This is a genomic window from Nostoc sp. (genome assembly GCF_036917315.1).
Classification (GTDB): domain Bacteria; phylum Cyanobacteriota; class Cyanobacteriia; order Cyanobacteriales; family Nostocaceae; genus Nostoc.
In genome coordinates this window covers 114358-138686 of the sequence record NZ_JBALDR010000012.1, presented here as the reverse complement: position 1 = coordinate 138686, position 24329 = coordinate 114358, and the positions used below count along the sequence as shown (strand labels likewise).

The 24329-nt window shown below is 42.7% G+C and carries 20 protein-coding genes; 12 read left to right on the top strand and 8 right to left on the bottom strand.

Annotated features, from left to right (window positions below; translation table 11 throughout):
- The first annotated feature begins 693 nt into the window (after positions 1-693).
- The 4 genes from V7K84_RS05530 to V7K84_RS05515 all read left to right on the top strand — a co-directional run bounded on the left by V7K84_RS05530 (position 694) and on the right by V7K84_RS05515 (position 7045).
- The gene (locus V7K84_RS05530; RefSeq protein WP_334836835.1) at positions 694-3267 is read left to right on the top strand and encodes a GAF domain-containing protein; all 2574 of its coding nucleotides are present in this window, start codon (positions 694-696) and stop codon (positions 3265-3267) included.
- Complete coding sequence (locus V7K84_RS05525) at positions 3252-3701, top strand: response regulator (protein WP_292814634.1); 450 nt, start codon at positions 3252-3254, stop codon at positions 3699-3701. Before V7K84_RS05530 ends, V7K84_RS05525 begins: the two co-directional genes overlap by 16 nt.
- A gap of 5 nt (positions 3702-3706) precedes the next feature.
- A complete protein-coding gene (locus tag V7K84_RS05520) occupies positions 3707-5989 on the top strand; it encodes a hybrid sensor histidine kinase/response regulator (protein ID WP_334836964.1) in 2283 nt (760 codons plus the stop codon).
- Positions 5990-6133: 144 nt separating this feature from the next.
- A complete protein-coding gene (locus tag V7K84_RS05515) occupies positions 6134-7045 on the top strand; it encodes a hypothetical protein (protein WP_334836834.1) in 912 nt (303 codons plus the stop codon).
- A gap of 170 nt (positions 7046-7215) precedes the next feature.
- Here the strand turns inward: V7K84_RS05515 and ychF are convergent, their stop codons facing one another.
- From ychF to yidD, 3 genes are all read right to left on the bottom strand, one after another.
- Entirely contained in the window at positions 7216-8307 is a 1092-nt protein-coding gene (gene ychF / locus V7K84_RS05510; RefSeq protein WP_334836833.1) for a redox-regulated ATPase YchF, read from the bottom strand.
- 45 nt (positions 8308-8352) lie between these two features.
- Positions 8353-8580, bottom strand: coding sequence for a hypothetical protein (locus V7K84_RS05505; protein WP_196508711.1), 228 nt, complete (start codon positions 8578-8580; stop codon positions 8353-8355).
- Between the two features lie 203 nt (positions 8581-8783).
- Entirely contained in the window at positions 8784-9020 is a 237-nt protein-coding gene (yidD, locus tag V7K84_RS05500; RefSeq protein WP_012412579.1) for a membrane protein insertion efficiency factor YidD, read from the bottom strand.
- Positions 9021-9081: 61 nt separating this feature from the next.
- Here yidD and V7K84_RS05495 point away from each other — a divergent pair, with 61 nt between their 5' ends.
- Positions 9082-9783 (top strand): diacylglycerol/polyprenol kinase family protein, encoded by a 702-nt coding sequence (locus V7K84_RS05495; protein ID WP_334836832.1) that lies wholly within the window; start codon positions 9082-9084, stop codon positions 9781-9783.
- A 70-nt stretch (positions 9784-9853) separates the two neighbouring features.
- Positions 9854-10480 carry a pentapeptide repeat-containing protein gene (locus tag V7K84_RS05490; protein ID WP_334836831.1) on the top strand — a complete coding sequence of 209 codons (627 nt, stop codon included), beginning with the start codon at positions 9854-9856 and terminating at the stop codon, positions 10478-10480.
- Between the two features lie 249 nt (positions 10481-10729).
- Here V7K84_RS05490 and V7K84_RS05485 read toward each other — a convergent pair whose 3' ends face one another.
- A complete protein-coding gene (locus V7K84_RS05485; RefSeq protein WP_334836830.1) occupies positions 10730-11629 on the bottom strand; it encodes an alpha/beta fold hydrolase in 900 nt (299 codons plus the stop codon).
- A gap of 468 nt (positions 11630-12097) precedes the next feature.
- On the opposite strand from V7K84_RS05485, the gene V7K84_RS05480 reads away from it, so the two are divergent.
- The 5 genes from V7K84_RS05480 to V7K84_RS05460 all read left to right on the top strand — a co-directional run bounded on the left by V7K84_RS05480 (position 12098) and on the right by V7K84_RS05460 (position 15783).
- The gene (locus V7K84_RS05480) at positions 12098-12652 is read left to right on the top strand and encodes a thioredoxin family protein (protein WP_334836829.1); all 555 of its coding nucleotides are present in this window, start codon (positions 12098-12100) and stop codon (positions 12650-12652) included.
- A 71-nt stretch (positions 12653-12723) separates the two neighbouring features.
- Complete coding sequence (gene pyrH / locus V7K84_RS05475) at positions 12724-13452, top strand: UMP kinase (protein WP_094348577.1); 729 nt, start codon at positions 12724-12726, stop codon at positions 13450-13452.
- Positions 13439-13987, top strand: a complete 549-nt coding sequence (gene frr, locus V7K84_RS05470; RefSeq protein ID WP_292730245.1) for a ribosome recycling factor — start codon at positions 13439-13441, stop codon at positions 13985-13987. The genes pyrH and frr overlap by 14 nt, the downstream gene beginning before the upstream one ends.
- Positions 13988-14181: 194 nt before the next feature.
- Entirely contained in the window at positions 14182-15303 is a 1122-nt protein-coding gene (locus V7K84_RS05465) for a geranylgeranyl reductase family protein (protein WP_334836828.1), read from the top strand.
- Positions 15304-15357: 54 nt separating this feature from the next.
- Positions 15358-15783 carry a hypothetical protein gene (locus tag V7K84_RS05460; RefSeq protein WP_334836827.1) on the top strand — a complete coding sequence of 142 codons (426 nt, stop codon included), beginning with the start codon at positions 15358-15360 and terminating at the stop codon, positions 15781-15783.
- Positions 15784-15878: 95 nt separating this feature from the next.
- Here V7K84_RS05460 and V7K84_RS05455 read toward each other — a convergent pair whose 3' ends face one another.
- Together V7K84_RS05455 and V7K84_RS05450 are read right to left on the bottom strand one after the other, a co-directional pair.
- Complete coding sequence (locus V7K84_RS05455) at positions 15879-17009, bottom strand: hypothetical protein (protein WP_334836826.1); 1131 nt, start codon at positions 17007-17009, stop codon at positions 15879-15881.
- A gap of 344 nt (positions 17010-17353) precedes the next feature.
- Positions 17354-17587, bottom strand: coding sequence for an EF-hand domain-containing protein (locus tag V7K84_RS05450; RefSeq protein ID WP_094348581.1), 234 nt, complete (start codon positions 17585-17587; stop codon positions 17354-17356).
- Positions 17588-18067: 480 nt separating this feature from the next.
- Between V7K84_RS05450 and lysS the strand changes: the two genes are divergently transcribed.
- The gene (gene lysS, locus V7K84_RS05445; RefSeq protein WP_334836825.1) at positions 18068-19606 is read left to right on the top strand and encodes a lysine--tRNA ligase; all 1539 of its coding nucleotides are present in this window, start codon (positions 18068-18070) and stop codon (positions 19604-19606) included.
- 82 nt (positions 19607-19688) lie between these two features.
- On the opposite strand, the gene purF is transcribed toward lysS, so the two are convergent.
- A complete protein-coding gene (gene purF, locus V7K84_RS05440; RefSeq protein ID WP_334836824.1) occupies positions 19689-21188 on the bottom strand; it encodes an amidophosphoribosyltransferase in 1500 nt (499 codons plus the stop codon).
- Positions 21189-21585: 397 nt separating this feature from the next.
- Positions 21586-23973 (bottom strand): phosphoribosylformylglycinamidine synthase subunit PurL, encoded by a 2388-nt coding sequence (gene purL, locus V7K84_RS05435; RefSeq protein ID WP_334836823.1) that lies wholly within the window; start codon positions 23971-23973, stop codon positions 21586-21588.
- Positions 23974-24329 lie beyond the last annotated feature (356 nt).

The window sequence follows — 24329 nt, the reverse complement described above, 5'->3', positions numbered from 1 at the left end:
CGATTCAAACTATTGAGCATTGGCTAATGTCGAAAATTAACCATTATTTAATACTTAGTCTTTGAATTTATTATTGATTTATTTGATTCGATGGATTCAACAGTGTTTCAGTAAATATAGATAGTCAAAAAAGTTTGATTTCTTATCCTGGCGCAAAGAATAAAATATGATTAAGCAGATTTACTGCAACAAGAGTGTAATTCTTGAGCAAAAATTCAACATCAGCAAAATCACCACAACTCAAAAATTGAGCCGTGATTTAGCCGTATAAATACGTAATTAAAGGCTATTAATTTCCAAAATAAAGTAAAAAATATACTTCAGACTACTCACTTCTGTCTGATAATTTGATACGCTTCGCTAACTTTCATATTACTACTGCTGTTTGCTAGCGGAGTTTATTTATACATCCGCGCAGTACATTGATTGAGCGAATTGAGGATACCCTTAGTCATGTAGTGGTACTAGAGTTTTAAGCAAAGGGGCTGGGAGAGTTAGGTTTCTAAGGCTTAGATATTACGAAAAATACTTTTCAAACATCCTTGAAACATCCTTCAAGAATCGTTTTTAACAGACTTTCCCGAACAGCCAAAGGTGAGGAAAGGGCTAACAATTATTAAAAAACGTTAAGCTATTTTTAAGATAAACATTCTGACGACTCGATATCACATTTAGATTTATTAAAAAAAGTTAATGAAACCTAGACATATTGATACAGAAGTAGCGAGGTTAGAAGCCCTCCGCCAGTATCAAATTCTTGACACAGAACCCGAAGAAGCCTATGACAATCTTGCTCAGTTAGCGGCCTTTATTTGTGGCACTCCCATATCATTGGTAAATTTTATTGATGAAAACCGTCAATGGTTTAAGGCAAAAATAGGTTTAGATGTATCAGAAATGCCTCGGAGTGTTGGATTATCTTATCTTTGCCAAGAGCAGCGTCATGTTGTGGTGGTTCCTGATACCCTAGCTGATGAAAAGTTGGCAAGTAATCCGGTAGTAACTGGCTATCCATATATACGGTTTTATGCAGGTGTACCCTTAATTACTCCGAAGGGAGATATGGTGGGAACTCTGTGTGCAATTGACCAAGTTCCACGACAACTAAGCCAAAAACAAGTGGAGGCGTTTGTGGGTTTGAGTCGCTTGGTAATCGACCAACTCGAACTCAGACGTCATGTAAGTGAGGTATCTAAAGTTACTGAAAAACTAGTGGCACACGAGCAAGCAGCCCGCGCCCAATCTGAAGCTGCCAAAACCCGCATCACCAATCTTCTCGAAAGTATCACTGATGGTTTTTTTGCCCTGGATCGAAAGTGGCAATTCACCTATATTAATGGTCAAGCAGAACGGCTGTTGCAAAAAACTCACAATGAGCTTTTAGGTAAAAATATCTGGGAGGTGTTTCCAGAAATTATCGGCACAACATTTGATTGTGAATATCGCAGGGCAATCTTAGAACAGGTTAGTGTCGAATTTGAGGAGTTCTATCTGCCACAGCAGCAGTGGCTTAAAGTCCATGCCTATCCGGCAAAAGATGGGTTGTCTGTTTATTTCCAAAACGTTACTGAACGACTGAAAACAGCAGAAGCACTACAAAAAAGTGAAGAGCGTTGGCAATTAGCATTACATGGTAATAATGATGGTATTTGGGATTGGAACCTTAAGACTAATGAAGTGTTCTTCTCAACTCGATGGAAGGAAATGCTCGGCTATAAAGACCACGAAGTTTCCAACCATTGGGATGAATGGACAAAACGAATCCATCCCGATGAGCGAGATTGGGTACTTCAGTCTTTCCAAGACCACTTTGCCAAGAAAACACCGTTTTACGTCTGTGAATATCGAGTCCAGTGCGAAGATGGCAGCTATAAATGGATTCTAGATCGAGGACAGGCACTTTGGGACGCATTGGGTAATATAGTACGGATGGTTGGTTCTTATACTGATATCACAGTTCGCAAGCGGGCAGATGAAGAATTAAAGCGGCAAAATCTGCGATCGCAACTATTTGCCGAAATCACCCTAAAAATTCGAGAATCTTTACAAATAGATGAAATTCTTCAAACCACTGTCACAGAGGTACAAAAATTACTGCAAGCTGACCGGGTGTTGATTTTTCGGCTGGAACCTGACGGTTCGGGAACAGTCGTACAAGAGGCAGTTCTGCCTGGTTGGCCGGTAATTCTAGGAGAAAATCTTTTTGACCCCTGCTTTAAAGAAGAATATATAGAAAGATATCGCCAGGGAAGAGTAAGTGCCCTTGAAGACATTGAATCTGCTCATATCCAACCATGCCATCGAGAATTTCTTCAGCGGTTTGCTGTTAGGGCTAATCTGGTAGTGCCGATTCTTGTCAGGGACGATATTTGGGGCTTATTGCTAGCTCATCAATGTAGCGCACCTCGACAGTGGAATCAGTTTGAGATGGATTTGTTACAGCAATTAGCGAACCAAATTGGGATTGCTTTATCTCAGGCAAAACTATTAGAAAAAGAAACCCAGCAAAGTCAGGAACTTACTCGTTCTAATGCAGAATTAGAACAGTTTGCCTACGTAGCTTCCCATGATTTACAAGAGCCATTGCGGATGGTAACTAGTTATTTACAACTGCTGGAGCGGAGATACAAAAACAAACTGGATGCCAATGCAGATCAGTTTATTGCCTATGCAGTAGATGGGGCCAGCCGAATGCAGACCCTAATCAACGATTTGTTAAACTATTCCCGCGTCAGCACGCGTGGACAGCCTTTTGTACCAGTTGATTGTAGTGTTGTCTTAGAACAGGTGCTTGCTAATCTGCAAGTTGCGATCGCAGATCGAAAGGCAGTTGTCACCTACGATACTCTACCTCAAGTGATGGCTGATGCTACCCAATTGACACAAGTATTTCAAAACCTGATTGCCAACGCGATCAAATTTTGCGAGCATCAACAGCCATTAATTCACATTGGGGTACGTAAGGGAGATGCAGATATATTAGATGGAAAAAATTTAAATTTTACCCGTTCGGAGGATGAATGGTTGTTCTCAGTGCGTGATAATGGAATTGGTTTGGAATCCCAATATACTGAGCGTATTTTTATAATTTTTCAGCGCCTGCACGGTAGAGACAAGTATCCAGGTACTGGAATTGGTCTGGCAATTTGTAAGAAAATTATCGAACGCCACAGCGGGCGGATTTGGGTTGAGTCGAAGCTAGGTCAAGGCTCGACTTTCTACTTCACAATTCCAGATAGAGTAGGTAAGCAATGGTCAACACCATAACAGCGATTATGCCTATTGAGGTTTTGTTGGTAGAGGATAACCCTGGCGATGTCCAACTTACACGCATCGCCCTAGAAGATAGTAAAATCTCAATTCACTTGAACGTAGTCGAGGATGGTGTAGAGGCAATGGCATTCTTGCGAAAACAGGGAAAATATGCTAAATTACCTCATCCAGATATTGTGCTGCTCGATTTTAACCTTCCGAAAAAAGATGGACGAGAGGTATTAGCAGAAATAAAAGGAGATGAAAACCTCAAACGAATTCCTGTAGTAGTTTTGACTACTTCCCAAGCTGAAGAAGATATCCTCAAAGCTTATAACCTTTTTGCCAACTGTTATATAACCAAGCCAGTAGATTTCGATCAATTCGTGAAAATTGTCCAATCAATAGAAAATTTTTGGTTTGCGATCGTAAAACTGCCGCCGGAGTAGTGGAAATGGCAGGTAAAAATATTATTAAAGTCTTGTTAGTAGAAGACAACCCTGGTGATGTCTTATTGTTACAAGAGTTATTTAAGGAAGTTAGCACAGTTGTAGTTGAGTTAATGCCCGTTGAACGGCTTTATGAAGCAGTCAACCAGCTAACAAACGAAACTTTTGATGTTATTTTATTAGACCTCTCGCTGCCAGATAGCCAGGGCTTACAAACCTTTGTCATTGCTCACAATCAGGCAAAAGCAACTCCAATCATTGTGCTAACGGGTATAAATGATGAAACGCTGGCAACTAGAGCAATGCAACAAGGAGCGCAAGATTATTTAGTGAAGGGGCAAGTAACTGGTGACTTGCTGGTGCGATCTATGCGTTATGCCATCGAACGCCAACGGGCAGACAACGCACTGCAGCAGAGCGAGGAGCGATTTCGAGTTGCTCTCAAAAGCTCTCCAATCTTTGTCTATAACCAGGATAGAGATTTACGGTACACCTGGGTTTACAATCCCCCATCTGGATTGACAGTTGAGAAAATATTGGGCAAACAAGACTTAGATATCATCCCAGTAGAAGATGCTCAACGTCTAATCGCAATTAAACGTGGAGTGCTGACTACAGGTATCGGAACGCGAGAGGAAGTATCAATTACCATCAAAGATACAACGCGATATTATGATTTAACCGTCGAGCCGCTACGGAATGAAACCCAAGAAATTGTTGGGGTGACATGCGCCAGTATAGATATTAGCGAACGACAAGCTGCGCTACGCGATCGCAAATTGGCAGAAGAAAAAATTCGCGAACAAGCAGCATTACTAGATGTCACCACAGATGCCATTTGCGTCCGAGATTTAAACAATCAAATTATCTTCTGGAATAAAGGTGCAGAAACACTTTACGGCTGGCAAGCTACAGAGGCTTGGGGGAAAAATGCTAGCGAACTTTTGTATGACGAACCTTCACCGGAAATTGAAGCGGCTCTATTGCAAGCCATTAGTAAAGGTAAGTGGCAGGGCGAATTAACAAAACTTACTAAAATGAACAAAGAAGTCCTTGTGGCTAGTCGCTGGACTCTGGTATGCGATGAACAAGGAAAACCCAAATCAATTCTCACCGTTGACACAGATATTACCGAGAAAAAGCACCTAGAAGCCCAATTATTTCGCGCTCAACGCCTGGAAAGTATTGGCACTTTAGCTAGTGGTATTGCTCACGACCTCAACAACATCCTGACACCGATTTTGGCAGGAGCGCAACTGCTACCGCTGAAATTTCCTAATGCAGATGAGCGGACTCGTCATCTCCTAGAAATTTTAGAAATTAACGCTAGACGCGGTGCTGATTTAGTTAAACAGGTGCTGTCCTTTGCGCGGGGTGTAGAAGGGAAGCACATCACTTTGCAACTCAGACATATAATTGTGGAAATTGCCAAGATTCTTAAAGAGACATTTCCCAAATCGATAGAAATCAGCACTAATATACCGCAAGATTTGTGGATGGTTTCTGGAGATAGTACTCAACTGCATCAAGTGCTGATGAACCTCTGCGTTAATGCCCGCGATGCTATGTCCAATGGCGGTACTTTGAGTATCTCTGCTGAAAATATGTTGATTGACGCAAATTATGCCCGCATGAACCTAGAAGCCAAAGAAGGGCCTTACATAGTGATTACTGTCTCCGATACCGGAGTTGGGATTCCTAAAGAAATGCTAGATAGAATTTTCGAGCCATTCTTTACTACAAAAGATGTCGGACAGGGCACGGGTTTAGGACTTTCCACAGTATTGGGAATTGTTAAAAGTCACGGAGGTTTTGTGAACGTGTATAGTGAACTGGAAAGTGGCACTAGCTTTAAGGTTTACTTGCCAGCAGTGGGGGGAATAGAAACACGCAACCCCGAAAATTTGCCACCACAGACAGGACATGGAGAATTGATTTTGGTTGTGGATGATGAAGCCGCCATTCAAGAGATTACGACAACATCATTAGAAGCTCACAACTACAAAATCTTAGTTGCCAGTGATGGCATTGAGGCGATCGCACTATATGCTCAAAATAGAGACAAAATTAGTGCCGTCCTCATGGATATTATGCTGCCCTCACTGGATGGTTTAACAGCCATACGTACCTTACAAAAAATCAACCCCCAAGTCAGAATTATCGCCAGCAGTGGACTCATGTCTGACAATAAGCTTAGTGCAGTAGCAGCTATTGGTGTCAATACATTTTTGTCGAAGCCCTATACTGTCAACGAATTATTGCTTTCTTTACAGAAAGTTTTATTGTGAGTCAATAAATTACGTAAATATCCTGTTAGCAGTGAGTACAAAAGGCTGCTTTATTGATGTGGGTACGAATTGCCTGGATTTGATATGATTGAGCATCCGTTAACCCACTCCTTTTACCTATACTCACAGCTTGGCTAAATCAATATGCCTAGGTTTCTTAGGTTAATCATCAATATAGTAGTCTTGGGTATATTGTTACTTATATCCCAGCAAGTTTGGGCGCAAGATTGGCGTCCGGTTCGCGGTGGAATCCCTTTCGGTATCAGTGGTATGGCTTTGATAGAGCAACAAAGCAATACACTAAATTTTCTGATTGCCCATGACAACAAACAAAAAAACCAAGGTCGTTTAGCAATCATCAGCATTAAGGGTAAAAACCAACCTGAATATTTCCCTTTAAGCTGGCCGAATAACATAGAATTGCCCATTGACTTAGAAGCTTTAACATCTGTTCCAGAAAAGACAAAATCCTCTTTTATCGCTTTAAGCAGTTCTGGAAAAGCTTATTACATCAGGTTAGAGCCTGCCAATAAGACAATCTCGGTTCTTAAGGAATTCAATCTACCAGGAATTATTCAAAAAAATAATTTTGAAGCATTTGGATTACAAAATATAGATGGGAAATTAGTTGCTATCTGGGGGCATCGAGGTGAAGGCGAACAACCAGCAACTATTTTTTGGGGAATATTTGATTTAGCTAAATATCAAATTACTATCGCAGGTTCTGCCAATCTGAAAGTACCGTTTCCATCTGGCAATGTTCGCCATATTTCAGATATTAAAGTAGACCCCGTAGGAATTGTGTACATCACCTCAGCAAGTGATGCTGGGGATGATGGGCCATTTCATTCAGCTGTATATATCGCTGGTTACTTGGGATTGCGTGAAAACAAAATTGTATGGCGGCAAAATTCTCAATTTGTTCCTCTCTACCGCTCTGATTATCACAAAATTGAAGCTATGGAACTTGTTCCTGGTGCAGAAGGCGGTGTAGTAGTTGGTACAGACGACGAGAATTTGGGTTCTTATCTGTATATTGTGGGTGGGAGTAGCTAACTAGATTTTGGATTGCTGGTTTATTTGCGATCGCCTTGCATATTTTGACGCATATTATAGAATATTTGTCAATTTATTTGGTGCGATGCCTACGGGGGGCAAAGCCTACGCAACTTCGTGTAGGTTGACCATTATCTCAAAGATAACGGCCACACATTAATTAATTACCCCTACACATTAAATCGGAACAACATTACATCCCCTTCCTGCACAACATACTCTTTACCTTCACTGCGAACCAACCCTTTCTCCTTCGCAGCATTCATCGAACCAGTTGTTACCAAATCTTTATAAGCAACAGTTTCGGCGCGAATAAATCCCCGCTCAAAATCACTGTGGATTACACCAGCAGCTTGAGGTGCAGACATTCCCGCATTAATTGTCCAAGCGCGGGTTTCTTTAGGGCCACAAGTGAAATATGTCCGCAAGCCTAAAAGCGTGTAAGTTGCCCGAATCAATGATTTCAAACCCCCTTCTTCCACACCTAAAGACGCAAGAAAATCAGCTTTATCTTCTTCTGGTAATTCCACTAATTCGGCTTCAACTTGGGCCGAAACTATCACAACTTGAGCATTTTCTGTCGATGCAATTTGCCGGACTGTTTCCACAAAATGATTACCAGTTGCCAACTCATCTTCAGATACATTGGCGGCATAGATAATCGGCTTATAAGTCAGCAGTTCTAATCCTTTAATAATTTCTGTTTCTTCTTCATTCAAGCTCACCTGACGCACCGATTTACCTTCATTTAAAGCCGCAGCTAATTTTTCTAAAACTGAGACTTCAAACTGTGCATCTTTGCTAGTACGAGCTAGTTTACGAGTACGGTCAATTCGCCGCTCAATTTGTGATAAATCTGATAAACCCAGTTCTATATTAATGATTTCAATATCTCGTGCTGGGTCAACAGAACCAGCAACGTGGATAATATCGTCATTTTCAAAACAACGTACCACATGGACGATCGCATCAACTTCCCGGATGTGGGACAGGAATTGATTCCCTAGTCCCTCACCCTGACTAGCACCTTTAACCAAACCGGCAATATCTACAAATTCAACCCGCGCCGGGATAATTTGTACCGAGCTGGCAATCTTAGCAAGAACATTTAACCGTTCATCCGGGACTGCGACAACGCCGACATTCGGTTCAATCGTGCAAAAAGGGAAGTTAGCTGCTTCTGCTTTGGCATTAGCAACTACAGCATTAAATAAAGTAGATTTTCCGACGTTGGGAAGTCCGACAATTCCGGCTCTTAGCATTTTGGATTTTAGATTTGAGATTTTGGATTACATTACCAAGGTAATCTAAACAGGTTCCGGTATGGTTTGGGGAATTGGCCCTGGAACCGTCTGAGGAATGGGAGCAGGTACTGGTTCTGGTACAGGCCCCGGTAAGGGTTGGGGTATCGCTGGTCCCGGTACAGGTTCGGGACTAGGTAGCGGATTCGGCTCAGGATTGGGACTAGGTAGCGGACTCGGCCCAGGAGTAGGAATTTGTGGTTCAGGTATAGAAATCGCAGTAGGATTAATCATCGTAAGTCTAAATTAAATTATTTAACCTTCCCACGCTAGATGACAACCTCATCTGTTGACATCTCCCCAAATAGCTATCTATACCCACGAACACATCCTTTAATAATTTCCCCCTCTTCTCATTCTCTGCGTCCCTCTGCGCTTCCCTTTGCGCCCCTTTGCGTTTAAATTTCACCCCTCAATTCCCCACCATTTGCACAAAACTACTCCTCCTTCACTTTTTCCACCACCTCTGGCACTGGATCGTAACCACCTGGATGAAACGGATGACAGCGCAAAATCCGCCGAGTTGCCATCCAGCTACCACGCAACACACCAAATCGTTCAATAGCTTCAATAGCATACATCGAACAAGTTGGTTGAAAGCGACAAGTCGGGAGAAACAACGGCGAGATAAACATTCGGTAGCCCCGAATCAGCCAAATAAATAATAATTTCATTGCAGCTACCCAAATCTTATAAATTAGTAACAGAGGTAAAAATTTTCATTTTGTTGCATCTTTGCTAATTACATTTTCTGACTCCACCTCAATTCCGGTTTTCTGGCTGCAAATCGCGTCGGCTGCAATTTGGGTGTTACTCATCCTTCTGATTGCATGGGTAGTAAACCGCTTTGCCGACAAGCCAGAAATCGTGCGGAAGATAGTTCATATTGGCACTGGTAATGTGATTTTAATCGCTTGGTGGCTAGATATTCCCGCCAGTGTAGGGATCGCAGCTTCTATTTTAGCGAGTGCAATCACCTTATTATCCTACCGATTACCAATTCTTCCTGGTATTAATAGCGTTGGACGGCAAAGCTTAGGGACATTTTTTTACTCTGTCAGTTTCGGTATTTTAGTTGCCTGGTTCTGGTATTTACAACAACCCCAGTACGCAGCACTCGGAATTTTGGTAATGACTTGGGGAGATGGATTAGCAGCCTTAATTGGGCAACGTTTTGGTAAACATAAGTATAAAGTTTTTGGCACAGAAAAAAGTTGGGAAGGCTCCCTAACTATGATGCTCGTTAGCTATGTCGTCAGTAGTTTGATTTTAGTTGGAACTCAAGGAAACAGTTGGCAAACTTGGGCAGTATCACTCTTAGTCGCAGTTATAGCTACGGCTTTAGAAGCTGTTTCATTTTTGGGTATTGACAATTTGACAGTTCCTTTGGGCAGTGCAGCACTTGCCTTCTTCTTAAGTCAGTTAGTTTTAAGTTAGTAATTGCCTTGAGTGCTATTCCTAATTGAGCAAATAAGAGACAGGTGTAAATTAATCCTGGAATTGAGTTATGGATAGAGAGGAACTGCTGAGTCGATATGCTGCTGGGGAGAGAGATTTTAGTGGGGTTGATTTGAGAGGAGCCGATTTGAGTGGTGTCATTTTGGAGAATGTTGCTTTGAGAATGGTAAATCTCTGCAATGTCAACCTGAGAGGTGCTAGTTTGAGGAACTGCTACTGCGAAGAAAGCGGCTTGATAAGTGCTAATCTGAGTAGTAGCAACTTGGAAAGTACTGTTCTGGTAGATGTCGTTTTGGAGAATGCTGACCTGAGCAGTGCCAAATTGAGAGGTGCTAGTTTGAGCGAAAGCAGTCTCGTAGGTGCTAATCTGGCCTTGGCTAATTTGAGTGGTGCTTCTCTGTCTATTGTCCGTCTCCTGTATGCCAACCTTTCTGGAGCTATCTTCAGAAATACTATTTTGAGTGAAGTTGACTTCGACAGCGCCAACTTGAGAGATGCTGACTTCAGAGGTGCTAGAGATGCCAGCATTGATGATATCTACATTTTTGCCACTTATCTGAGATATACTCCTGTCAAGCCGATCAACCTGAACCGAATTGAGAAAGGAGGTGCTATTTTTTGCAACACTGTCCTGCCCGATGGAAGTATTTGCAATGACGGTTGTGAGCGAACTTGAGTCAAAAACTATAGATTCTGAACAGCGTGGGAACAGCAAAGTCGCCCCGATCCTGGCAAGGCTAGTATTCTCCTTCTAAAGAAGGAGAACATTTAAAGTGATTAAACTCTCGATAAACATACCCCAAATATAATCTGGGTACAAAAAAGTAGTAGAAAGTAAATTTTTCGTATCGGCTCAATCAACAAAAAATAAATCTTTTTGATTATATTCAATACCAGCCATTACATTAAAATTGAGCAGAGTTTATTACCGCGATCGCTCCAAAATCCAATCGAGTAAAATCGGATTGACTAACTCCGGCGCTTCATCCTGCGGACAATGCCCCACTCCCTCTAAAGGAATAAACTTTTCTACTTGCGGAAAGTTAGCTAATTCTCTCCCTAACTTAATTGGTTCCCACGGATCGGCTGTTCCCCACAAGATAATCGCTGGACACTGTAACAGTGGCAAAAGTTCTTCAGGTAATGGCCCTGTAGAATAAGAAGTAAAAGCCAGGAACACAGCACTAGCCCCCATATCGCTTGCTGGTGAAGTGAGAATATCTACCAACTCATCTGTCACCATGTCAGCATTTGCATAAGCTTGCAGCAGAATTTTCCGCACCGTTTTCGGTTTGGCGAGTTGATTGAAAAAGAAATCGCCAACTGGTTTGATAGATAACAGGCGTTGCAGTAGAGGCGCTCCGTAACGACGAGATAAAGGTAAAGTTACCCGTTTGCGATCGTGCAACAGCCGTAAAGAACAGTTGAGTAAAGCAACTCCCAAGGCAATATCTGGATTACTTACTGCTGCTTGCATGGCGACAATACAGCCAATGGAATTTCCCACTAAAAAAGCTGGCTCACCGACAACTTCACGGCAAAAATCTGCGACTTGCTGTCCCCAAGTTTCTAATGTGTAGGTAATTTTTTCACCAGGTTGAGGTTTTGCAGAAGCCCCAAAACCAATCAAATCGATCGCATAAACACGGCAATTTTCCGCTAATACCGGAATATTTTTTCGCCAGTGCCACCAAGAAGCACCAAATCCATGCACCAGGACAACAGCTGGCCCAGTAGTCCCTTGGGTTTGGTAACAGATCGGAAAATCTTGCCAAATCCAGGTTTTTGTAGAGTTAAGTGCTGTTTTTGAACTTGAGGTTGTCATGATAAATTTGATGTAAAGAATGCTAAAAGCTTTTTAGCAGCAAGGCACAAGTAAAATTGTTTTGAATTTGCATAAAATTTATCAGATTTTCAAAATAAATCCTTGGCTCTAGTGATAGCCTATACATATACCACAAAAGCTTATAGGCCGATAATACTAGCATTAAGCTGATAAATTTATCCAGTGTAGAGAGTTTTCGTCTTCTTTATAGAGATAATTTACTCACAACTGAGATTATGTCAGTATTAGAAATCATAACTTCTCTAATGTGAGTAATATTTGGGCTATTTTTTAGATTTGAGTGAATTAGCATCAGTGCTAGATTCAGTAGTTTCACAATTTACGATCGCAAATTTGGTCTATAAGATTGGCGAATATGAGGCATCGGCTAAGGGGTGGTTTGCAACTGGAAACTGACGCTGAATTTAACAATATTTTTCTTGTTCCTAGTTCTGCGGGCCAGAAATCATGAATCTACTAGAAACAATTGATACTCCCGTTGGGAGCTACGCACCAGATTTTGAATTGCCAGGAATTGATGGTCAAGTACACCATCTCAGGCGTTATCTTGAGAAGTTCCGAGCAGTTGGCGTTATTTCCATGTGTAACCACTGCCCTTATGTCGATCGGTATTTAGGCAGACTAAAAAACATTCAAGCCGAATTTGCCCCAAAAGGCTTCACACTAATTGGACTGAATGGTAGTAATGTTGACTACGACACTAGGTCAAGCTTTGAAAATATGAAAGCTTTTGCCCTACGTCACCAGTTGAACTTCCCCTACCTGTGGGACTCAACGCAAGATGTGACCGGTAGTTTCGGCGCAACAAAAACACCAACGGCTTTTCTCATAGATACTAACGGTATAGTCCGCTATAAAGGTAAAATTGATAATCATCCCCAAGAGCCATTTTCAGTGGGAGAGGATTATTTGAGAAGTGCGATCGCTTCTCTGTTTAAAGGTGAAGAAATAGCCATACCACAAACAGAACCAGTAGGTACTACATTGATTTGGCGTAACTAGACATAGATAGTCCCTGTAACTGTTATCTTAAATTGGAGGCAATTGCAACTTTTTTGATAAAGCGTAACTTCATGGGAACGAATTACCGACGGGTTTTACTCAAACTGAGCGGTGAAGCCTTAATGGGCAACATGGGCTATGGCATTGATCCCGAAGTGGTCAAAGGAATAGCACAAGAATTAGCAGAGGTGATAGCCACTGGTACTCAAATCGCCATAGTTGTTGGCGGCGGCAATATTTTTCGTGGCGTCAAAGCAGCGTCGGCGGGGATGGACAGGGCAACCGCTGACTATATTGGGATGATTGCCACGGTAATGAATGCCATGACGCTGCAAGATTCGCTAGAACGCATAGGAGTACAGACGCGAGTACAAACCGCGATCGCTATGCAAGAATTAGCAGAACCATATATTCGTCGTCGTGCCATCCGTCATCTTGAAAAAGGACGGGTGGTAATTTTTGGTGCTGGTTCTGGAAATCCCTTTTTTACTACAGATACGACTGCGGCATTAAGAGCAGCAGAAATCGATGCTGAGGTGATTTTTAAAGCCACCAAAGTAGATGGAGTTTATGATGCCGATCCTCATATTTATCCTGACGCCAAGCGTTACAATAGCTTAACCTACGCGCACGTTTTAGCCCAAGATTTGCGGGTGATGGATAGTACTGCGATCGCCTTGTGTAAAGAAAATAATATCCCAATTCTGGTATTTGACCTAACGGTGCGAGGAAATATCCACCGAGCAGTCTTGGGAGAATCCATCGGCACCCTTGTGGGAGGTTCTTGTGAAATTAGCTGAAGCTGAAAGTACGATGCAAAAAACTGTTGAGGCAACTCAACGAGCTTTTAACTCGATTCGCACTGGTCGCGCCAATGCGAGTCTATTAGATAAGGTATTGGTGGACTATTACGGTTCGCCTACTTCCTTGAAATCACTGGCAAATATTAGCACGCCAGATGCTACGACAATCTTAATTCAACCCTACGAGCGCAACACCCTAAACATCGTTGAGAAGGCTATTTCCCTCTCAGATGTGGGTTTAACACCCAGTAACGACGGTTCTGTAATCCGGTTAAATATTCCGCCCTTAACCAGCGAACGCCGTAAAGAATTCGTCAAAATGGCATCCAAATATGCTGAAGAGGGCCGTGTTGCTATTCGTAACATTCGCCGCGATGCCATAGACGCCATTCGCAAACAGGAAAAAGCCTCTGAAATCTCCAAAGATGAATCAAAAGACCAACAAGACAACTTGCAAAAATTGACAAATGAGTATACTGCCAAAATAGACTCGCTGTTGGCAGAAAAAGAAAAAGACATTACGACTGTTTAAAGTCTTAAGTCTTAAGCATAAAGGCTGAAGGATAATGGATAAATTCTTCAGCCTTTATCATTTCTTAACTTATTGCATAAATCTTAGAAAAATTGATCGAGTAAGTAAGTAGACATGAATAATTAAAGTAGGAACAATTCATAAATTGCCCCTACTCAATAGAAAATAAACTAATTCTGGAGCAAAAATTCAATATGTACGACTGCATCATCGTCGGCGCTGGGCCAGCTGGTGGAACAGCTGCATATCATTTAGCCAAACAAGGTCGCTCAGTATTAGTGTTGGAAAAAGAGTCTCTGCCAAGATATAAACCTTGTGGTGGTGGTGTATCTCCAGCGATCGCTCAATGGTTCGACTTTGATTTTAGCCCAGTAATTTCTGTAAAAGCTGACTCCCTTCGCTTTACCTGGAATTTGGGCGACCCCGTAGAAGCAAAAATCGCCACAAAAGAACCAGTCTGGATGGTGCGACGAGATATTTTTGACCATTTCCTAGTGCAGCAAGGGCAAAAGCAAGGAGCTGAACTACGAGATAATACGGAAGTAACAGGTATTGAGTTTCAAAGCGACTACTGGCAAGTTAACACAGCTAATGGCTCAGTTACAGGTCGCTACTTAATCGCGGCTGATGGTGTCAAAGGGCCAATGGCAAAATGGCTAGGCTTCAAAGATCGTAAACGCCGTTTAGCAGGAGCTTTGGAAGCAGAAGTTGCCGCGGAGGTCAAGGATAAATCTACAATTCATTTCGAGTTTGGCTTGGTGAAAAACGGTTACATTTGGAACTTCCCGAAAGCGGACGGTTATTCCATTGGTGTCGGTACATTTGTCGGCGGCAAACCCCAGGATTTTAAGAAAATTTTAGATGAGTACGCGCGATCGTTTAATGTAGATATCAAAACTGGCAAGCAATATGGTTATCCTCTTTGCTTGTGGGATGGCAACCAAAAGTTGCATACTCAAAATGCAGTTTTAGCTGGGGAAGCTGCTTGTGTAGTCGATCCAATGACAGCAGAAGGCATTCGTCCGTCAATTTTTAGCGGTTTAATGGCAGCAGGAGCCATTAATGAGGCACTTTCTGGTGATACCAACGCTTTAGAAAAATATAGCGAAGCGATTAATGAAGAATGGGGTACTGAGATGGCTTGGGCGCAAAAATTAGGGGGAGCATTTTATCGCTTTCCTGGCATTGGCTACAAAGTTGGTGTTAAGCGTCCTTCCGGTGCGAAAATTATGGGTAAGATTCTGTGTGGAGAACTGCGCTATGGCGACGTTGCTGGTCGTGCCCTCAAGCGTTTAATTCCTGGTTTTGGGACTTGAGCAACTTGTTAAAGTAAGCAAACTTCCGCCGCAGTGTACTAGATATTTCTCAATATGGCAATTTACTTGACAAAACGGCTATCTGTGTTAGCTAATATTCTTGCTCTTGTCCTCTTCATGCCGGGAATTGCCGTAGCTGCACCCGTTCAAATCAATACTACTTCTGGTATTATTTTCGCCCAAACTACCAAAACTGCAAGCTACTCCACCTCGTCAGAGATTAACCTGACTCCCCTACAACGCCAGGAACTCCAGGCTGTGCGTCAGAGAAGAAACAGGGAAATTGCGGCAGTCTTAAACTCATCCCAGCGCGCCCAACTTAATCACAATCTCCGGGCTGGTAATAATATTAATCAAGCCCTAGAAAAACTAAATTTGCAACCAGAACAGCAAGATTTAGTAAAGGCGATCGTGCAATTTACTAACTTGAAAATGAAGGCTGTTTCATCTAGACATTTGCTAAAAATAAAACAGAAGTAAAGGGTTCAATAATACTAGTAAATCGAGACTTAAACATTTTCAAGAGAGAAAGAAGGCTCAAACTTATGTATGGGTAAGAGAAATACAGCAAATGTTCAAAAATGGCTGAAACCCATATATATCAAGAAACTAAGCAAAACGATGTCCAAATCATTCTGTGTATAGTTTTTAGGCTCTTTTTTGGTTATTTTTCGTCTGAGTCCCATTAACTTCTGCTCATAAGCTTCCCGTTGCTGCTGCTGAATTTCTTGTAAACTGTTAATGTACGGTTTCACCAAGTCTCTTGTTAAACCACCCGATACAAAAGCTGACTCTAGATAAAATAATTGTGGTTCATAAGTTGGGTTGAGATTTAGATAATACCAATCAGCAACAAAAGCTGCTAAAAGTTGTTGAACTGTGACGATAATTTGCCGAATGATGCGGATAGCTTGCGTCTCGTTATTACCTACTGTTTGTAAAGATTCCTTTGCGTCTTCCCAGTTCCAAGCTGCTATAGAAAACTTCGCAATAGCGCTGCTTTGCGGATTCCAAAAATTGACGTGAAAGTAAACTTCATAATCAGTAACTTTGCTATGTAATATAACTGTTGGCACGGGAGCTAAAATTGTCTGTAACTGACGAATATCTGCATCCCCAATTGCACGGTTAAAATAGTCGCCAAAACATTCAACAGGGCATAAATTACTATCGAGACTATAATACTGATTCAAGAAAGTTTTTAACTTCTCTGGTAGTTCTATTTGTAGGTCATGTTGTAAAGATGATGGGCAACTTGGACTCACATTTGGCGGTGAAACTAATACTAATAAACGGTGTTTTCTCTGCCCCTCTACCAAAATGTTATAGCTTTCTTCTCGACTAAAAATAGTCGCTAAGTTTTTCTGGTCAAAAATTGCCTGAATTTCTTTGAGCTTGCCCTGAATTTGATTTGCTTGCCATTCCCGCAACAGTTCCAAAAGTTGTTTACTAAACTCCTTCTGCTGTTGTAATTCTTGTTCTTTAAGCTGATTGGCATGAGTAAAACTTTGCTCATATTTTGTTAATGCTTCCACATAACGAGGGTCTTCTTTCACTGAAGATGGTAACAAAGCAGAAATACTCGAACGCTCAACCTTGGAGCCGATATAGTCACCAGCAACTTCTCCAAGTTTTTGCCCAAGGCTATAAGCAGCACTTTTCAGCAGGGTAAAGAGGACATCCAATATAACAGGGGTTAGGAACATAGCTATTTATGGCTTCAGCAGAATAAAACAAGTTTCGTTTTATACAATATTCTGTTGTAACCTGTCATTAGTAAAAGCGTCATTGTTAATTCTGCTGTTGACAAAAGTCTAATTCGGAGTTCATCAAGACTATAGTCAAAATCATTAACCAATCGAAAACCCTCTGAGAGATGGCTACAGAGTCGATGGTAGGTTATTACTAGCAAGAATGAAGTTCATGTAGAGGATAGCAAAGTGTCACTAAGGGGCAAATAAAGGCAAATCCCTCAATAGTTGCCTAGAGAGGGATTTAGTGTGGGCTAGAAAGAGATTTTGGGGTGAGTGTGGCGTTGATTTTTTGACTGCTAGTTTAAATTATTTGCTTTCTCAACTGCTTCCTTTAACTCTTCAAAGGTAATACTACCGTCTTTGTCCGAATCATACTGTACTAGTAACTCTTGGGGACTAGTGGTATTTGTTTCTGATGAGATGATTGCACTTAAGCCAGGACTTAAAAAAAGATCGTTAATGGAGATTTTGCCGTCTCGATCGCCATCTAAGCTATTAAAAAGGGATTGAAGCTCTTGCTCGGTTGTCATAAGTTTCTATCTGAATTGATTTTTCAATTTAATATCTCAAAATCTTGACAAATACGCAAGGACAGTTAATAAAAAGATTTTATTGGGTGCGGGATGGCGATCGATATGCTTTCGCGAATCGGTGCGGACAACAGCGATATCTGGCTCAGGTTCGGGGTATTGGGAGATTTTGCACGCGAACTAAGGCAACTTCTGCTAGCAGCCGCTTGAGATAGTCAGATGTACAAAGCGTTGTCGCTGCATGGGTAGGATTTTTGGTGCTCATCGGGATAACTTGTCCATCAATCAGTTCTACCCGTTCATCCTCTGTAATAATACCCGTTTCAAATATTCGATGATATTCGTTTACAGTCTACAGGCGCACTCTAGTTTGTATCATTGGATTTCCTTTGGCCATCGCATATCACTTTTAGGCGATTATCTCTTACTCTCAACTTTGGCAGCATCTATAATTAATCTTGCCCTATTTAGTTCGTTACCATGTCGGAAGAAGATATCCGAGCCGCAAGGCTGGAGAAAGTAGAACAACTCAAGCAGCTAGGGACTAATCCTTATGCCTATCGTTGGGAATCTACCCATCATACAGCGCAGTTGCAAGAAAAGTTTGCCGATTTAGTCAGTGGTGAAGAAGTTGATTTAGAAGTTGCGATCGCCGGACGCATTATGGCGCGTCGCGTTTTTGGTAAACTGGCTTTCTTCACCTTGCAAGATGAAACTGGCACAATTCAGCTTTATTTGGATAAAAATCGCATCCAAGAAAGCATGGCAGATATTGATGCTGATGCCTTCAATCATTTAAAACAACTCACAGATGCAGGCGATATCCTGGGAGTTAAAGGTACTATTAAACGGACTGAAAAGGGCGAGTTATCTGTCTACGTTAAACAATATACTATCCTTACTAAATCCCTGTTGCCCCTACCCGACAAGTGGCATGGATTAACGGATGTTGCCAAGCGCTATCGTCAGCGCTACGTTGACTTGATTGTTAACCCAGAAGTGCGGCAAACTTTCCGCCGTCGCGCTCAAATTACTGCTGGTATCCGCCGCTATTTAGAACAGCGGGATTTTCTGGAAATTGAAACGCCAGTTTTGCAAAGTGAAACTGGAGGTGCAGATGCGCGTCCATTTATCACCTACCACAACACTTTGGAAATGGAGTTGTATCTGCGAATTGCCACAGAACTTCATCTCAAACGGTTGATTGTGGGTGGTTTTGAAAAGGTGTTTGAATTGGGGCGGGTTTTCCGCAATGAGGGAATTTCGACTCGACACAATCCTGAATTTACGACGATTGAAGTTTACCAAGCCTACGCCGACTATAACGATATGATGGCGTTGACTGAAGGGATTATTACTACTGTTGCCCAAGAGGTACTCGGCACATTGGAAATCACCTACCAAGGGGAACCGATAGATTTGACACCACCTTGGCGGCGGGTGACAATGCACGATTTAGTTAAAGAATTTACAGGCTTGGATTTTAATTCGTTCCAAAGTTTGGAAGAAGCAAAAACAGCAAGTAAAAATGCTGGCATTCCTGGTATAGATGAAGCCCAATCAATTGGTAAGTTACTAAATTTAGCCTTTGAAGAGAAGGTAGAAGCCAATTTAATTCAACCTACCTTTGTAATTGATTACCCTGTAGAAATTTCGCCCCTAGCAAAACCTCACCGTTCTCAAGCTGGTTTGGTAGAACGATTTGAGTTATTTATAGTCGGGCGAGAAACTGGGAATAGCTTCTCAGAACTTACCGATCCCATCGATCAAAGAGAACGTTTAGAAGCACAAGCGGCGCGGAAAGCTGCTGGCGACTTGGAAGCCCAAGGTGTGGATGAGGACTTTCTGACAGCTTTGGAATACGGGATGCCGCCTACAGGTGGTTTAGGGATTGGGATCGATCGCTTGGTGATGTTATTAACTGATTGTGCCAGTATTCGAGATGCGATCGCCTTCCCTTTACTCAAGCCAGAAAAATCAGAATCATCCCCAGATGAAGCCAGTAGTAACAATTCGTAATTGAACTGGGGATTAGAGACTAGGGATTGGGTACTGGGGAAGATTTTAACCCTTCCTCCTCATCTCCCTAATCTCCCAGTTTTTATACCACTACTTTTTCTAAGATCAGCTTAGAACGTTTGACTTGCTCAGGAATGGTGACGGGGTAATCTCCAGTGAAGCAGGCAGAGCAGAAACTATTGGTGTCTTCTCGTGTCGCTTCTAGCATTCCTTCCCAACTCAGATAGGCGAGGCTGTCTACTTCCAGTTGCTTGGCAATTTCTTCCACTGACTTGGTAGCAGCAATTAGCTGATCCTGAGAATCGGTATCGATGCCATAGAAGCAGGGATGAGTTACAGGCGGAGAAGAAATTCGCATGTGTACCTCTACTGCACCTGCGTCACGTAAGGTTTTGACTAGTTTACGACTGGTAGTACCCCGTACAATCGAGTCATCTACAATAATTACTCGTTTACCTACCAGCACATCTTTGAGGGGGTTGAGTTTCATCCGCAGACCCGATTCCCGCATGGTTTGGGTTGGTTGAATGAAGGTTCGCCCAACATAGCGATTTTTAATCAATCCTTCGCCGTAAGTGACACCAGACGCTTGAGAAAATCCAATAGCAGCAGGTATACCAGAATCAGGAACACCAAAGACAATATCGGCATCTACAAAAGATTCTTTAGCGAGCTGGTGTCCTAATCGCATTCGATAGCTGTACAAACTCTCGTTGTGCATAACGCTATCAGGGCGGGCAAAGTAAATCATTTCAAAAATACACAATTTCCGCTCAGATTTTTGACTCCAATGATAAGAAGCTAAACCTTCTTCAGTAATCCAAACTAATTCACCTGGCTCTACGTCTCGCAGGTATTCGGCTCCAATGATGTCTAAACCACAAGTCTCGGAAGCCAAAACGTAACGGACTGGATTACCAGCCAAAGTGCCGATTACTAAGGGGCGGATTCCATTAGGGTCGCGGACACCCATAACGCCGACGGGAGTGCCAATAACTAAACTAAAGGCTCCTTGGCAACGTTGAAATGCCTGAATTCCACCTTCTAGCCAATCAGCGCCCGTATCTATGGCTTCTGCGATCGCAAAAGCGATCATTTCTGAGTCTGTTGTTGTCACTAAGTTACATTTATTGTCAAGCAACTCTTGACGTAGTTGCACAGTATTGACTAAATTACCATTATGTGCAAGAGCTAATGAACCCAAACGGGTTTCTAGTACTGCGGGTTGGGCATTAACTTTGCGGCTAGAACCTGTGGTGGAATAACGAGTGTGACCAACAGCAAGACTACCGGGCAATTGATCCAAGACAGATTCATTGAAAACTTGAGACACCAAACCCATATCCTTGTGGAGATGTACCTTTGTCCCCTCAAAGGTGGCAATACCAGCTGATTCTTGACCCCGATGCTGGAGGGCATACAATCCAAAGTAGGTCAGTTTAGCAACGTTTTCTCCTGGGGCGTAGATGCCAAAAACACCACAAGCTTCTTCGGGCTTGTCAGGTTGATTTTCATGACTATTGATTGGGTTGTTGGTCTGGTCGGGGTATTCATCCGAAGTGACAGAATGAATAGAAATCATGCTAGCTTTGCTCCTGGTGGGGGGTCAATCAATTTTGGATTTGAGACTTCGGCTACGCTCAGTCGAACGATTGACGATAGCGGAGCGTTAGCGAGTCCGCGTTCGCGCAGCGTCTCGTAGAGAGCGTCTTTTGGATTGATCGCACCGTAGTAAAGATGCGGCTTGGGATTTTAGAATGGCGATTTTAGATTTTTTGCCCAGTAAGAGCAAGATATGAACTAGAAGCAACGCCTCTAATCCAAAATCTAAAATTCAAAATCTAAAATTGGTAGTCAGTCACTGGGATTATATAGATGGCTGGGGAGTTCTTAACAAATCTTTAACCATCCATTAAAACAGTACCGTAAATTTGCTCAGAGACGCTAAAAGTTGTGAGTGAAGTCTAAATACTCCGCATTCAGCGCTCAGAAGTAGTGGTATGGATGGCGAGACGTTTGGCGATCGCATGGGAATAGCGATCGTTCATATCTTCGATACTAACTTTGATTAAGGTTTGGTTATCAGTGGTGAAAACCCCCAAACCCGTCTCAAAATTACTAACTACACCCAGTTTTTGCCACTCTTGAGCCAGATGTTCCTGTAAATATGATTCCCAAATTTCTTGTTGTGCTGATGCTACAGAAACTAAAATTCTGGCACCACCTTCGGCAAACAACACCTCGTCAAGGCGGTTTAACTGTGTTGGTGTTATTTCTAAATTGATTTCAGCACCCAGATTGCCAGCAAGACAAGATTCGGCTAGTGCGATCGCCACTCCCCCCTCAGCAGAATCGTGGGCTGAACGTACCCAACCATTACAAATTCCTTCACGACAAACTTTCTGGACGCGACGTTCCAAGCCAAAATCTACCCGTGGTGGTTTTCCGGCAACAGTATCGTGGATAGTGGCTAAATATTCAGATGCTCCCAAACTGATTTCCGATGCCAGAGGCAATCCGAGAAGATAAATCACATCGTCGGCTGCTTGCCAACCTTGACCACAAATTTTGGTTATATCGGGAATTAAGCCCACCATTCCGACAACAGGAGTGGGATAAATGGGTTGTGGGATGCCTTGAGAATCAAAAGTTTCATTGTACAAAGAGACATTTCCGCCCGTGACGGGTGTTGCCAATTCTCGACAACCTTCCGCCAAACCGCGACAAGCTTCTGCCAATTGCCAGTAACCAATGGGTTTTTCTGGAGAGCCAAAATTTAGATTATCCGTCACCGCCAGAGGTTCAGCACCCACACAGCTAAGATTGCGTGCAGCTTCTGCCACCACTGCCTTAGCTCCTTCGTAAGGGTCAAGATAAACATAACGAGGATTGCAATCTACCGTTGCTGCAACACCGCGTTGGGCATTGAGGGTTTCCTTGTCTCCTTGTCCCCTTGTCCCCTTGTCCTCTTCCAGAGGGCGCAAACGGATAACAGCCGCATCTGCGCCACCTGGCAGCATTACTGTATTATTTTGTACTTGATGGTCGTACTGACGATATACCCAATTTTTAGAAGCGATCGTGGGTGTATCGAGCAAAGTTAAGAGAATATCATTCCAACTTTGCAGTCCTCCTGGAAGTTCTATCCCAGCAATTGTAGAAAGAGGTAGGGAATCAGGAGTCCATTCCCAAGCTTGACGCGCATATTCTGGCGCTTCTGCCAATAACTCCCGGTTATATAGTGGGGTATTCTCCGCCAAAGCCTCAGCGGGAATTTCTGCTGCTACTTCACCCTGAAAGAGAATCCGCACAATAGGTTCAGCAATAACTGTCCCAGCCACAACGGCTTGAAGTCCCCAACGGTGGAAAATATCAATTAATTCTTGCTCGCGTCCCTTGTGTGCAACGAACAGCATTCGTTCTTGAGATTCCGAAAGCAGATATTCATAAGGAACCATTCCCATTTCTCTGACGGGAATTTTATCTAAATCTAATTCAATTCCCACACCGCCTTTTGCAGCCATCTCTGAGGTAGAACAGGTGATTCCCGCAGCTCCCATATCTTGGGCGGCGACAACTGCACCCGTTTTAAACGCCTCCAGACAAGCTTCAATCAACGACTTTTCCAAAAATGGATCGCCCACTTGTACAGCAGGGCGATCGTCTATGGATTGATCGCTCAATTCTGCACTAGCAAAACTCGCGCCTCCCATACCATCGCGCCCAGTAGTGGAACCAACATACAGCACGGGGTTGCCTAAGCCAGATGCTCCAGATTTGACGATTTCTGAGGTTTCCATCAACCCCAATGCCATAACGTTCACTAGAGGATTACCAGAGTAAGCAGAGTCAAAGTAAACTTCGCCGCCAACGGTGGGTACTCCCACACAGTTACCATAATGAGAGATTCCTGCCACTACGCCTTGGAACAGCCTTTGAGTTTTGGCATCTTCTAAGGAACCGAAGCGTAACGAGTTTAATAGGGCAATGGGACGCGCACCCATTGTAAAAATATCTCTGAGAATACCTCCGACTCCCGTTGCGGCTCCTTGAAAGGGTTCAACTGCTGAGGGATGGTTGTGAGATTCAATCTTAAAAGCTAGTTGGAGTCCGTCACCCAAGTCTACAACACCAGCATTTTCACCAGGCCCCACCAGGATGCGGGGGCCATCGGTGGGAAATTGTTTGAGTAGGGGTCGAGAATTTTTGTAACAACAATGCTCAGACCACATGACGCCAAACATTCCCAGTTCAGCTTTGTTGGGATGACGGCCTAGCCGACGGACAATTTCTGCGTATTCTTCTGGTTTAAGACCTTCAGCAGCAATTTCTTGGGGGGAAAAGGCTGGTTTTGAGGTTGCAGTCATGGAAGTAATGCACTCTGGGGGGACAGAGCATTATTCTATCGATTTACTTGCCCTGTAAGTGCAGTTCTTAATTGAAGCGCGATCGCTCTTCAATTTAAACTCTAACTAAATAGCAGTATTTCCATCTTGATAAATACTGGCAGAAGATGCTTGTGCAGCCTTTCTTACAAGCAAACTTGTTTATTGTATCGAGAGGTAGTACAACCTCAGAATGCAGTCAACAGGATTGCTTCTGACCATGAACTAGACAAGATGAAGATAATTAGCACACCAAATGCTTTAGTCTTTAAAGATAACTTGATTTTTTAATCTTGGTGAAATTTCTAGCTCCTTTACTTACGTGAGTCTAGTCTCAC